Consider the following 12,481-nt stretch of genomic DNA (forward strand, 5'->3'; position numbering starts at 1 on the left):
AGAGGGTCGTCGAGGAGAGCGGAATCCAGAACGGGCACGTTCTGGTCTTCGTTCCAGGCGCTACCGGCGCGATAGTCACGATAGAGCACGAGCCGGGCCTTCTGGAGGACTTCAAGAGGACGTTGAGGGAGCTCATCCCAAAAGGTGCCGGCTACCTCCACGACAGGATAGACGACAACGCCCACAGCCACCTGCGCGCGACCCTTCTCGGCGCGAGTGAGTGCTTTCCTGTAATCAACGGCCGGCTCGTTCGCGGGACATGGCAGCAGATTTTCTTCGTCGAGCTGGACGTCAGGCCGAGGCACAGGCGCGTTATAGTGCAGGTCGTTGGGGAATAGATTATTCTCGGAGGTCAAAACACATTAAACTCAAGTTGAAAGCCTGAAGAGTATATGTTGGTAGGGCGTGGATTTTAGAAGCGATACCAATTAATCGTTGGGCTTTTTTCAACTTTTTTTGCTATTGTGGACAGGGCTGAGTCCAGTCTTTTCGCTCCCACTCCCCAGTCTTCAATATAGACTTCTATATGTCCCGCTGGTTTGAGCCATATTATGAGGGATGGTTTTTCGTCCTTGAAATGTGTGATTTGTATGAAGTCTATTTCTGAGAAATGCCAAGACCTCAGACTTTCTATCCGGGGTTTTGATGGTGTTCTACGGAGAAATCGTTTTTGGCTTTCACGGTAAAGAATGATTCGTTTGTTGGTAACTGCTACATTGTTAAACTCATCGATCTCGGCTCGCGGTTTGAATTTTCCCTGTACAAGGCTTATAATGTATTCATCAGGCATCAGATAGTCCTGAAGCTCCATTTCCCTCCTCCCTCCGGGTATTTATAGATTTCCCTCCTCCCGGAGGGTATAATACTGGGGGAGGACGTAACTCGTGAGTGGTTGGGAGAAGAGTGGAGGAGGTTGTAAATTCACTTCTCATCCGAGAGCTCCAGCAGGAAGAAGGGTACGTCCTCCCTTTCGAGCACGATTACGTTCCGTGGATACCTCCTGTGGGCCTCCCCGGCCTTCACCTCCACCATCAGGTTTCCAGCTATCGCGTCTACCTCGTAGGAGTTCCGATAGTAGTAAACCTCCCCGAACTTTCGGTATAGGTGCTCCTGAACGAGCCACTCGTAGAGGGCGTCTTCCCTCAGCTCGGCCCCGCTCCAGGTAGAGAAGAGCCTCGCTAAAAGCGGGTCGCGGAAGAAAAACTTCTTCTCCCTCTTGTACAGGACCCTGTTTCCCTCCCTCAGGTATGCAATCCCGACGATGTACAGCTCCCGGAAGAACTCGATGTAGTCCTGCACGACCTTGTAGGAGTAGCCGGACGTCATTTCCGCCAAAGCCCGAAAGCTCGTAGCCGAGGGTGCGCTCTGAATCAGTGCATAGAACGTTTCCCTCGCTATCTCAAGGCTCTTCCCAAAGCGGACGAATTCACCTATGTATGCTCCGAGCAGGTCTTCCATTGGTAAACCGTTTATCGAACCTGGGAATCCGCCGGTTTTCAGATATTCCTCGAACAGCTCCAGTGTCTTTTCTCTGTGAAGTTCTGGCCTTTTCAGGCCCATAACCTCAACGTATTCCGCAAAGGAAAGCGGCATGACCTCGAGCGTCTTTCCCTCTCCCCTCCTGCCCGGAGACATCTCGATGTCCCGCTTCACCCTTAAGGAGCTTGAGCCAGTAACCGTGACCACGTCGTTCTCCAACATGCCTGCGTCGATGAGCGGTTTGAGGCCCCTCCACCAGCCGTCGAGCGACGTTACCTCATCGAGGAAGATGTATCCCGTTTTGATTCCCTCCCGCTTTTTCATTCCTTCGAACTCCCTGAGGAGAGACGCCAGTGTCCTGTGGTCTGGAAGAACCTCTACGTTAATGTAGAGAATCGACTCCGGCGGGTTTTCCCTCAGGAGTCTCTCGATGAGGAGCTTTATCCCCGTCGTCTTTCCCACCTGCCTCGGACCGAGGACGAAGTTAAGCGAGAACGGTTTGAGTGATAGCTCCTCAGCCCATCTGGGCCACCAGTGGATTTTCTGCTCATTCCAGCGTTTAACATGGTAGTCCTCTTTTTCCTCCCACCAAGGGTTCATGTAACCTAAATCCCCAAGCCTCATGCCAACACCTGAGAAATGTTAGTTCTCACACCTTTATAAATCTTGAGAATTGCTAGTTCTCAGGACTTATATTTGTTCTGTCTGCTGAAACCTCAAAAACGCCGTGAAAGGGGGTAATAACCCGCCCGAGTTCATTGACTCCGCCCTCGGCGGTGCTCCCCGGGCGATTTAGGTTGGACCTTTCACCATAAAAGGCTTTCTACCACACTTTGACCTCTTCGTTTTCGTTCTCCTCGAGCTCGACCTCCTCGTACTTCCCGCTCAGCTTAATCGTGATGGCGTAAAGCAACGCCACAACGGACCCGAACAGAAACGCCAAAAGAATCCACAGGACCTTCTCCGAGTCCGGCATAAGCTTCTGCTTCTTGATGACGTCGTAGGTAACCCACGCGAAGCCCGCGATGTTGAGAGCCCAAATCAGACCCCAGATTCCGATGACCACGTCGAACATGAAGAAAAATTAGGAGTGGAGGTTAAAAACTTCACTCCTTCTTGAGCTTCTCGCAGTTCTTGACCCAGTTCTCGAGGATGTCCTTGAGCTTGGGCTGGCCTATTTCCTCAAGCTCGTACTTGACGCGGACGGCCGGCTTGTTGAGGTTCATGAACCTGCGCAGGTCAACCGGGGTTCCGAGTATGACGACGTCCGCGTCTGCCCTGTTGATGGTCTCCTCGAGCTCCTTAATCTGCTTCTTGCCGTAGCCCATGGCCGGCAGGATGAGGTCGAGGTGCGGGTACTTCTTGTAGGTCTCGACGATTGAGCCGACGGCGTAGGGCCTCGGGTCGATGATTTCCTTCGCTCCAAACTTCTTCGCTGCGACGTAGCCGGCTCCGTACTTCATGCCGCCGTGGGTGAGGGTCGGACCGTCCTCCACAACCAGAACGCGCTTGCCCCTGATAAGCTCGGGGTTGTCGACGAATATCGGCGAGGCCGCCTCGATAACGATGGCGTTCGGGTTGACCTTCTCGATGTTCTCCCTGACGGTCTGGATGTCGTCCCTGTTGGCGGTGTCAATCTTGTTGATTATGACGACGTCGGCCGAGCGGAGGTTGGTCTCACCGGGGTGGTACTTGAGTTCGTGTCCCGGCCTGTGCGGGTCTGTAACTACTATCCAGAGGTCGGGCTCGTAGAACGGGAAGTCGTTGTTTCCGCCGTCCCAGAGGATTATGTCGGCCTCCTTCTCAGCCTCGCGGAGAATCTTCTCATAGTCAACGCCCGCGTAGACAACCATACCGCGCTCGATGTACGGCTCGTACTCCTCGCGCTCCTCGATGGTGCACTCGTACTTGTCGAGGTCCTCGAAGGTGGCGAACCTCTGAACGACCTGCTTCCTGAGGTCGCCGTAGGGCATCGGGTGCCTTATGGCGACGACCTTGTAGCCCATCTCCTGGAGGAGCTGGGCGACCTTTCTTGATGTCTGGCTCTTTCCACAGCCGGTTCTTATGGCGGTAACCGCTACGACCGGCTTGGTGCTCTTGAGCATGGTGCTCTTGGGTCCAAGGAGCCAGAAGTCGGCGCCGGCCGAGTGGGCCCTGCTCGCGAGGTGCATGACGTGCTCGTGGGAGACGTCGGAGTAGGCGAAGACGACTATGTCAACACCCTTCTCTTTGATTATCTTCTCCATGTCGTCCTCGCTGAGTATCGGTATTCCGTTCGGATAAAGCTCACCCGCAAGCTCTGGCGGGTAAATCCTGCCCTCTATGTCCGGAATCTGGGTTGCGGTGAAGGCCACGACCTCGTAGTCGGGGTTGTCCCTGAAGAACACGTTGAAGTTGTGGAAATCCCTGCCGGCCGCTCCAAGAATCAGAACCTTTTTCCTCTTCTTCTCAGTCATTTTTCTTCACCCCTAAGGTTTTTCGAGCCTCTATTGGCCTTTACACTTATAACGGTTTTCGTTTCCCCCTGAAAGGACTTCACGTATGCTTTTTGGAATTAACATTTTGATTTCGAAAAACCATCAAAAAACGCTGAACTCCGACCGTTCACAGATTACCCGGTGGGTTAATAAACGATTGACGAAGTTAGTTTCGGGGATTGTTATGACAAGTGAAGACGTTGAGGTTCAAACTCACACCGCCCTGCACGTCCTCAAGGGAGCCGTTGTGAAGGTTCTCGGCGAAAGGGCCAAGTGGACGGCCTCGACCTACGTCAAAGGCAACCGCGGGGTTCTTGCGGTTAAGTTCGACCGGAAGCCGACGCAAGAAGAGATAGCAGAAATAGAACGCCTCGCCAACGAGAAAGTTAAGGAGAACGTTCCAGTTAAGGTTTACGAACTTCCGCGTGAGGAAGCGGAGAAGCGCTTCGGCGAGGATATGTACGACCTGTTCCCGGTTCCAGAGGAGGTTAGAACCCTCAAGGTGGTCGTCATCGATGGCTGGAACGTCAACGCGTGCAATAAGGAGCACACGAGGACGACGGGCGAAATAGGGGAGATAAGAATCAGAAAGGTTCGCTTTAGGGGGAGCAAGGGGCTTTTGGAGATTAGCTTTGAGGTGCTTTAATCTATGGAACCATGACGAAGCCGTGAACCGCGAAGTCGCTGTCGAAAGTGAACGCCTTCTTGATTCCAAGCCTCTCCATTATCGCAAAGGCTAAGCTGTCGAATAAGTCTATTCCCTGCTGGTCGCGGTACTTGAAGAAAAGCTCCCAGGCCCTTTCCCAGTCCGCTTCGGTTTCCTTCTCGATGAAGATGAACCTGCTCGCGGTGTAGAGGCGGTACTGCTCCTCGGCAACGTCCTTTCCAACGTGCTTTGCAACGCCGTTCAGGAACTCCATCAGCGTGGGCCTGCCGATTACGAAAACCGACCCCTCCCTAACAGCGTCCCTAAAGAAGCTCAATGCCCTCTCGTGCTCCGGGTCGTCCCTGACGAGGAGGGCTATCATGGCGCTCGTGTCCATGTAGAACAGCTCTGGTCTCAGTGGCTTCGCCATTCGACCACTCCCCAGTCCTCATCGTGGCTCGTCTTCTTGCCCTTAAGCTCTACCACGCCGAACGCCTTCCAGATTGGGTCTTTTTCCACTTCCTCCTCTGTTATTCCCGTGTTTCTCTTGAGGTATTCCTCTATGGCCTCTCGAAGTATCTCCTTTATGGGCTTTCCCTCCCTGAGTGAGAGAGCCTTGAGCATTGAGTACAGGCTCTCATCAATCTCGGTCTGCACATGTTTTGTAGATGACATGGAATCACCATAAACATGAAGAAAAATGGAGCATTTAAACCTTCACTTCCGCACCCACAGCGCCCCGGCCATGCCGAAGTAAGTGGGGCAGGCGTAGGCGCTCGCCTTCAACTCGAACTCGGCCTTTCTCATTGCCCCCAGCATTATCAGCATCTGCCAGTAGCTGTCCACGAGGGCCTTCCTAACGAGGTCCTCGGGAATGGTGAGAAGCTCCTCAAGGCGGTTCTCGTTAATCAGCTTCATTATCAGCCTGTCATAGACTTCGCTCTCCTTCACCTTTCCGTAGGGGCCTTTTTCATCGTGCCCGTGCCCGTGGTCCGCGCTGATTATCAGCGCAACCTTCTTCCCCTCCCGCTCAAGGACCTCTCCAAGAATTTCGCCGAAGCAGACGAGCGTTTCCCTGCTAACTCCCCTCGACGGTGTCATCAGGACGAGCGGTTTCCTCTCGAGGAACTGGAGCGGAATCAGCTCACCCCAGCTCAGGGGCCAGCGCGAGTATTCACCGCGTAGCGATGCAAAGTTCAGGTCAACGACGGGCATTCCCGCCTCTTTCTCGGCTTGATAAATCTTCTCCGCCAGCTCTCGGTCTGTTTTCCACTCGCCGGGCAGCTCCTTCCCTTCGAAGCCGAGCCACGAGACGAGGTTTTCAGCAAGAACGACGCCGAGGTGGTCGCTCATCCTGACGTTGTGAGGGCTTATCAGAACGTAGGAGTCCGCATCTCTGAACTCCTCGCCGATTCTCCTCAGGACTTCAGCGAGCCTCTCGGTTTCCTCGTCCTCCGGTTCCAGAACCGGATTGCCGTGGGGCATCAATCCGATTCCGACGAGCATTTCAATCCCCGTTGAGAATGGTAAAAGAAAGGGGCTAAAAAGCTAACCTCAACTCAGCCCCACTGAAGGTAGACTTCGTAGTAGTTGCCCCTCCTAGAATAGGGGGCAAAGTAAAGTCTGTCTCCGTGCCAGCTGTTGATTATGACTTCTATTCTTAGCTTGCTTCCACTGGTTTTCCTGTACGAATTGACAGTGCCACTAAAGCAGACACTACCGTATCCGTATCCGAGGCAGGCTGAGACAGCGGTAGAGAAATACACACCTCCATCGTTTGAGCTACTATCAAAGTAAACCAAGAATGTGTTGCCGGCACTCTTCCAGTGTATCCCTTTGACGAGATTCGATGGGATTGTGCCGGGGTCCCTGCCGGTCTGGATTTTTGAGAAGTAAGTGATTTTCTCTGGGTAAAGGGTGTAGATGTTTCTGCATATCAAGTATCCACAAACCGTTGTTAGTTCAACCTTGTATCTAACGTTTGCATAAACAGTCTTCATCTCACCGTTTGAGGTAGGAACGGGGGCTAAGTATTCAAAGGACGTTGTCACGGCGCCCGAACGCTTCCATCCAGTTGGAGATGGCTTTCCTCCGAACTGAGATCCCGACTGGGAGAAAGAGTCGAGTGCCAATGAGGCCGCATGATATATATCTATCTTCTCTGTAACCCCGGGAACGCTGTGAAGTCTAAGAATCTTGATGTTTGGCATAGTAATGTTACCAATGGAATTTGTATCGACTTGGAATCCCTTTCCAAAGTTCCTGATGGACTCTTTAACCCCGTCCCAGTAGAGAGGCACTTCAACATTAACGTGTGTGAGGGGTTTATTGGGTGTGAACTCTATGAATCTCGCTCCCCAGTAGTCCTTTGCAGAGACTATTACGTAGAGCCGTATGGGTTTGTATTTGGTGACGGTTATCTGGCGTACCTTCCCGTCTTCAACCACGGTTTTGAGCTCTGTTCCCACAGGTATTCTCTCTATCCTCACAAGCGGGCTCATGAATGGGCCCTTGTAGAGAACCTTCGGCTGGCCTGAAGTGTAGTCAATGACAACTAAGGTTGCCTTCTCAACGTTGTGTGGGAGAATTGGGTTCACCTGTGCAAGTCCTATGGGTTTCCCTTGGAGCCAGTCAAGGTACGTGGAGTAAAGAACCCCCGAGTTGTCGGGCTGAACTCCGTAAACCGCTGGAATCACGACGAGTAGAAGAGTTACTGTAATTACTGTAGCTACTGCAAGCTTCTTTCTACTTTTCAAGAGAGCCACCTCCACTTCTTCTCAAGGGAGCCACAAGGTGGCTCGATTGTGTATTATGTTTTTAATTTATATAAGTATTTCGTGTTTAACTGTACTCATGTACTCCTTAGGCAATCTTTTAAAGTTTCAAGCGGACACTCCGTTATCTCCCCCGCCGGGGCATCCTTCAGCGTTCTCAATCCAGAACCGGTGAGAATCGAGACGACCTTAACTCCCTCTGGAAGGTCAAGCTTTTCCAGGGCCGCTATCCCCGTTGCGCTCGCCGGCTGGACGAAGAGGCCCTCGCGGGCGAGCATTTCCTGAGCTTTCCTGATTTCATTGTCCGAAACTGAAACGCAACCCCAGCCAAACTCCCTCAGAAGTTTCAGAACGGCGTTTCCGCTCGGCGGGTAGGGGTTCGCTATTGCCTTCGCTATGGTCTTGGGGTTCTCAAAGCGCTCGATTTTTGCTTTACCTTCCTTAAACGCCCTGCATATCGGGGAGCAACCTTCAGCCTGAACCGCTATCAGCTTTGGAAGGCCATCAATAAGCCCGTTCTCGTAAAGCTCGAGGAAGCCCTTCGCCACTCCTCTGAAAAGACCGCCCGAGCTGGTTGGGATTAGAACGTAGTCCGGGGTAAGCTCCTCGGCTATCTCAAAGGCTATCCCCTTGTAGCCCTCGATTCTGAAGGGGTTGTCGGAGTTCATGAAGTAGACCCCGAGCTTTTCCCCAAGCTTCAGGCTCTCGAAGTAGAGCCTCCCGTAGTCCCCGAGAACCCTTATCACTTCCCCGCCGTAGACAGAGACGGCCTTTAATTTCTCGTCGCCCGCGCTCTCGGAGACGAGAATTTTAGCTTTCAACCCGAAGCGTGAAGCGTAAGCCGAAACGCTCGCCGCCATGTTGCCGGTCGAGACCGTCCCAACGGTTTTGTAGCCGGCTTTGAGTGCGTAGCTCATCGCGAGGAATGTGCCTCTGTCCTTGAAGCTCCAGGTCGGGTTCACCGTTTCGTTCTTGAGGTAGAGCCTAACGCCGAACTCGCCGCCGAGCCTCGACTTCACCAGCGGGGTGTCGCCCTCTCCGAGCGAAAACTCAAGGACCGGCTCGACCGGCCAGAAGTCCCAGAACCGCTCCCAGACGCCCTTTCCGATGTAGGGTTCTCCCTCAAAGAGCTCGAACTCGACCGGCTCACCGCAGGAACACCTCTGGACGGGCTTCTCGTAGGTTCTGCCGCAGATTGGACACCTAAGCTTCAACCCTGACCCCCCTCACGGCTTTGAGGAGAACGGTCTTTCCGTCGAGGGTGATTGTGAACTTCGCGTAGGTGTCCTTTTCGGCGAGGTTCTTGAGGGTTTCGGCGAAGGCTTTCGCGGCTCTCTCGTTTGAGAACTCAACCTTCCACAGGAGGACGTAGTCGGTTCCGTTGGTCGCGAGGATTAGGTGGTCGCCGAGCCATGCGCTTGAAACGTTCCACGCGGTCTCGTTGCTCAGCTTGGCGACGTCCCTGAGGAGGGCGTAGACGTAGAACTCGCCCATCCTGTCGTTCCTCATGACGCTCCAGTTGGCCGGAACGCTCAGCGAGACGTTCACAGGAGTTACGTTCTCGAGGTAAAGTTCGGGGTGCATTATCTGGGCCGTTGAGATTGGATAGTGCCTATAGGCCTCGTTTACAAGCCTCCAGCCGCCTTTCTCATAGAGGTAACGGACGAAGGGGTCGCCGAAGACGTAGGGGAATATGCCGAGGTCCGTTAGTGGGTTCCCGCTGAGGGAGCGTATCTTGTAGATTGGAATCCCGTTCCTCTCGCAGTAGAGGTCTGCCACGAGGTCTGCATCTCCCTCAACCAGCGCCCTAACCGCGAGGGTTCCATCGAAGGTGTTTTCGCTATAGCGCGCGTTAAACCACTGCTTCTGGAGGACGTGGGTCAGTTCGTGGGCGAGGGTTCTCTTCGCCACGGCGGGGTTGCTCTCAAAGTTCTCCTCTATGATGTAGATTGTGTCGCCAACTGTGGCCGCTATCCAGCCCGCAACCTGCTGGTTCTCGGCCCTTGCAAAGGAGTAGTTTCCCGGTAGAAGGAGCGTCATCTTGTAGGTAAGCTCCTCAAGTTTGAGCTGCTCCGGATTCTGGCTTGACGCCCCGAACATCTTGATGGCCTGTGCCTTGGTTATGACGACTATTTTCGGCTTTTCCTTGAAGGGAAGACCCCTTATCTCCTGAACCTGCTTGATTATCTCGTTGACCTGCTCCAGAATGGCGTTTGTGGAGTAGGCTAGGTCAACCGCCGAGTAGAGCGACAGAACGACCGTTGCAACGAGAAGAACCGCAAGAGCTTTCTCTTTCATTCCCATCGGAGGAAAATAGTTGGGAGGGTTAAAAAGGAATTTGGTGCAATTTTAAAACTCCACGAACTCCTCCTTCATGCCGTCCTTCGTTATGACGACGACCTGAACCTTCCTGCTTCCCGTGTATACGTCCCTCTTTCCAGCTGTCCTGACGGCCCTTATGGCGAGTTCTCTGGCCTCTTCAACGCTCATGTCCTTTTTGAAGCCGTCCTCAAGAACGGCTATCGCGAACGGACTTCCCGAGCCAGTGGCCGTGTAGTCGTCGAATATAAGACCCCCGAGCGGGTCGAGGTTTGCCAGCGTCGGCTCATCGACGTAGCCGCCTATGATAATCTGCACCATGTAGGGAAACCACTTGTTCTCGTTGAGGATGTTGCTGAGTAGGTGTGCCATCGCCTTGGCCGTCATCGGCCTTCCCCACGTGAACTGGTAGTAGCGCGCCTCGGCTTCCAGCATCCTCGCCAAAGCCTGGACGTCGCCGACGCTTCCAGCGGTGGTTATAGCTATCCTGTCGGTTATCGGGATTATCTTCTTAATGTTCAGGGTTTCAACCATGTGGTCGAGTGAAGCTTGCGTATCCGCGGCCAAAACAACACCGTCTTTGGCCTTTATTCCCACCGTAGTTGTTCCGGTCTTCTTCTCCACCCTCTCTCACCTGAAGTAAGAAACGCGTCGAAGTTTTAAACCTTTAGGCTCGGAACGAGAAGCCTCTTCCCATCAACTTCCACTATTTTGGCCCTTATCCCGTAGACCTCTTCGAGGACTCCGGGTTCCAGCTTTTTCGCCGACCCCTCCCAGACCTTTTCACCGCCCCTTAAAACGAGAACCCTGTCGGCGTAGCTCAAAGCCAGGTTGAGGTCGTGGAGAACCGCAACGATAATCTTCTCTCTTTTAAGCTCGTTAAGCAGCTCCATGACCATGAGCGCGTGGTTGACGTCGAGATGGCTCGTCGGCTCGTCGAGCAGGATTGCGCTGCTTCCCTGAGCTAAAGCCCTCGCTATGAGCGCCAGCTGAAACTCGCCACCGCTGAGGCTGGTTATCTTCTCTCTCCTTCTCTCCCACAGTCCGACCCTCTCGAGGGCCTCCCTGACGTTTCCCCGGGTTATGTAAGCACCCATCTCAACGAACTCTTCAACCGTAAAGGCGAACTGCGGAAGCGAACTCTGGGGGACGTACGTGATTAGCCTCGCCCTCTCGGGCGGCTTCATTGAAACCAGGTCCATCCCCTCAAGCCTAACGCTGCCCTCTGGTTTGAGTATCCCGACTATGCACTTAAGGAGCGTGCTCTTTCCGGCCCCGTTGGGACCGATTACGGCAAGCAGTTCCCCCCTCTCCGCCCTAAGCTCAACGCCTTTCAGAATCTCCCGCTCGCCGTACGCGAAGGAAACCTTAGCCTCAAGCAATCAGCTCACCCCTCTTGTGCTTCATGAGGAGGTACAGGAAGAAGGGGGCACCCATGAGAGCTGTTACTATACCGACGGGAATCACCGTCGGCCTGGCGAGGGTCCTCGCGAGCAGGTCAGCTATAACGAGCAGAACCCCTCCGAAAAGGGCCGTTGCGGGCGTTAGCTCCCTGTGGTTGGGCCCCAGAATCAGGCGCATTATGTGGGGACTCACGAGGCCTATGAATCCTATTATACCCGAGGTGTAGACCGCGAAGGCCGTGAGCGTCGCTATGATGCCGAGAAAGATTTTTCTGTACAGGTGGAGGTCGAGGCCGAGGGCTATGCTCTCCTCACCGAGGAGGATTAGGTTCAGCTCGCGCCAGCGCCAGCTGAGGAAGAGAACGCCGCAGAGGGAGACTATGAACATTATTCCAACGCTCTCCCATGTGCTCCCGTTGAAGCTCCCGAGAAGCCACATCCACGTGAGGTGTGTCTTCTGAGGGTTCGTCACGTAGATGTACCACGTTATGGCGTTCGTTAAGAAGCCGTAGGCTATTCCAGCCAACAGAAGCGTGTCCACCGGGACGGCACCGTTGGTTTTGGATATGGTGTAAACGATGAAGACCGAAAGGAAAGAGAAGACGAGGGCAAACGGCCCCATGTAGAGCGGGTTTATCAGGGTCGCCACGGCCGCTCCGAGCGCGGCACCGGAGCTTATCCCGATTATGTAGGGGTCCGCGAGGGGGTTCCTGAAGAGGGCCTGACTCGCCACTCCAGCGCTCGCGAGCGCGAGGCCAACGAGGTAAGCCAGAAGAACCTCCGGGAGGCGGAGCTGCCAGACGATTATGAAGTACCTCGGCTCCCGGCCGGGGTTCACGCTGACGAACTTGGAGAGGGTGAGCTTTATTCCGTAGGCCAGGCTCTGGGTGACGTCGTGAATGCTCAAACTAACCGGGCCGAAGTAAACGCCGAGGAAAATCGAGAGGGCCGAAAGGAGGAGCAGGGTGGGGAGCCACTTCCGCATGTGCTGGAGTTTTTGTCCAGCCTTTTAAATTTGCCGTCAGCCAGGAATCCGGTCATCATGCCCTCAGATTCGAGAGTGCTCATCACCCGGCGTTCAATTTGAGTCCCTCAATCCTTAAAAGTCTTGGGGAGTGAGATACTAACATGAGCGTCTCGGCGAGAGAAGTGAGGGCGAAGGTTCCGCTGGCACTCGTCTCAATCAGACCCGCGAGGCTTTTCGACATCAACGAGATAATGCGCATCGAGAGGGAATCCTTCCGTGAGGCCTATCCAAGGGGAATCTTCCTCGTCTTCCTCGAGAACAATCCGGACACTTTTCTCGTTGCGGAGTACAACGGGAAGGTCATAGGCTACGTCATGGCCTACCTGAGGCCGGACCTCGAGGGGCACATAATGAGC

General features: G+C 54.0%; 16 protein-coding genes. 3 read left to right on the forward strand and 13 right to left on the reverse strand.

Annotation, left to right across the window (positions count from 1 at the left end):
* A partial coding sequence (locus tag MVK46_RS03480; RefSeq protein ID WP_297535261.1) for a secondary thiamine-phosphate synthase enzyme YjbQ occupies nt 1-338 on the forward strand: 338 nt, incomplete at its 5' end.
* 74 nt (nt 339-412) lie between these two features.
* On the opposite strand, the gene MVK46_RS03485 is transcribed toward MVK46_RS03480, so the two are convergent.
* From MVK46_RS03485 to MVK46_RS03500, 4 genes are all read right to left on the reverse strand, one after another.
* Nucleotides 413-811, reverse strand: a complete 399-nt coding sequence (locus MVK46_RS03485; RefSeq protein ID WP_297535262.1) for a hypothetical protein — start codon at nt 809-811, stop codon at nt 413-415.
* Between the two features lie 110 nt (nt 812-921).
* Nucleotides 922-2,103, reverse strand: a complete 1,182-nt coding sequence (locus MVK46_RS03490; RefSeq protein WP_297535263.1) for an ATP-binding protein — start codon at nt 2,101-2,103, stop codon at nt 922-924.
* A 199-nt stretch (nt 2,104-2,302) separates the two neighbouring features.
* On the reverse strand, nt 2,303-2,554 hold the full coding sequence (locus MVK46_RS03495; protein WP_297535264.1) for a hypothetical protein: 252 nt from the start codon (nt 2,552-2,554) through the stop codon (nt 2,303-2,305).
* Nucleotides 2,555-2,585: 31 nt separating this feature from the next.
* Nucleotides 2,586-3,935, reverse strand: coding sequence for a cyclic 2,3-diphosphoglycerate synthase (locus MVK46_RS03500; RefSeq protein ID WP_297535265.1), 1,350 nt, complete (start codon nt 3,933-3,935; stop codon nt 2,586-2,588).
* Between the two features lie 205 nt (nt 3,936-4,140).
* Here MVK46_RS03500 and MVK46_RS03505 point away from each other — a divergent pair, with 205 nt between their 5' ends.
* Entirely contained in the window at nt 4,141-4,602 is a 462-nt protein-coding gene (locus MVK46_RS03505; RefSeq protein WP_297535276.1) for an alanyl-tRNA editing protein, read from the forward strand.
* A gap of 1 nt (nt 4,603) precedes the next feature.
* Here the strand turns inward: MVK46_RS03505 and MVK46_RS03510 are convergent, their stop codons facing one another.
* From MVK46_RS03510 to MVK46_RS03550, 9 genes are all read right to left on the reverse strand, one after another.
* A complete protein-coding gene (locus tag MVK46_RS03510) occupies nt 4,604-5,032 on the reverse strand; it encodes a type II toxin-antitoxin system VapC family toxin (RefSeq protein WP_297535266.1) in 429 nt (142 codons plus the stop codon).
* Entirely contained in the window at nt 5,017-5,277 is a 261-nt protein-coding gene (locus MVK46_RS03515) for a ribbon-helix-helix domain-containing protein (protein ID WP_297535267.1), read from the reverse strand. Before MVK46_RS03515 ends, MVK46_RS03510 begins: the two co-directional genes overlap by 16 nt.
* 42 nt (nt 5,278-5,319) lie before the next feature.
* Entirely contained in the window at nt 5,320-6,108 is a 789-nt protein-coding gene (locus tag MVK46_RS03520) for an extradiol dioxygenase (protein ID WP_297535268.1), read from the reverse strand.
* A gap of 53 nt (nt 6,109-6,161) precedes the next feature.
* Complete coding sequence (locus MVK46_RS03525) at nt 6,162-7,358, reverse strand: hypothetical protein (RefSeq protein ID WP_297535269.1); 1,197 nt, start codon at nt 7,356-7,358, stop codon at nt 6,162-6,164.
* A 95-nt stretch (nt 7,359-7,453) separates the two neighbouring features.
* Nucleotides 7,454-8,590, reverse strand: coding sequence for a threonine synthase (gene thrC, locus MVK46_RS03530; RefSeq protein ID WP_297535270.1), 1,137 nt, complete (start codon nt 8,588-8,590; stop codon nt 7,454-7,456).
* Complete coding sequence (locus MVK46_RS03535; RefSeq protein ID WP_297535271.1) at nt 8,580-9,674, reverse strand: DUF4157 domain-containing protein; 1,095 nt, start codon at nt 9,672-9,674, stop codon at nt 8,580-8,582. Before MVK46_RS03535 ends, thrC begins: the two co-directional genes overlap by 11 nt.
* Nucleotides 9,675-9,725: 51 nt before the next feature.
* A complete protein-coding gene (psmB, locus tag MVK46_RS03540; protein ID WP_297535272.1) occupies nt 9,726-10,319 on the reverse strand; it encodes an archaeal proteasome endopeptidase complex subunit beta in 594 nt (197 codons plus the stop codon).
* A 35-nt stretch (nt 10,320-10,354) separates the two neighbouring features.
* The gene (locus tag MVK46_RS03545; RefSeq protein ID WP_297535273.1) at nt 10,355-11,077 is read right to left on the reverse strand and encodes an ABC transporter ATP-binding protein; all 723 of its coding nucleotides are present in this window, start codon (nt 11,075-11,077) and stop codon (nt 10,355-10,357) included.
* Nucleotides 11,070-12,083: an iron chelate uptake ABC transporter family permease subunit gene (locus tag MVK46_RS03550; RefSeq protein WP_297535274.1), complete on the reverse strand. Its 1,014-nt coding sequence runs from the start codon at nt 12,081-12,083 to the stop codon at nt 11,070-11,072. Before MVK46_RS03550 ends, MVK46_RS03545 begins: the two co-directional genes overlap by 8 nt.
* Before the next feature lie 143 nt (nt 12,084-12,226).
* Between MVK46_RS03550 and MVK46_RS03555 the strand changes: the two genes are divergently transcribed.
* On the forward strand, nt 12,227-12,481 hold a 255-nt coding region (locus MVK46_RS03555), incomplete at its 3' end, for a GNAT family N-acetyltransferase (RefSeq protein WP_297535275.1).

It is taken from the genome of Thermococcus sp., from assembly GCF_027066465.1.
Taxonomy (GTDB): Archaea; Methanobacteriota_B; Thermococci; order Thermococcales; family Thermococcaceae; genus Thermococcus.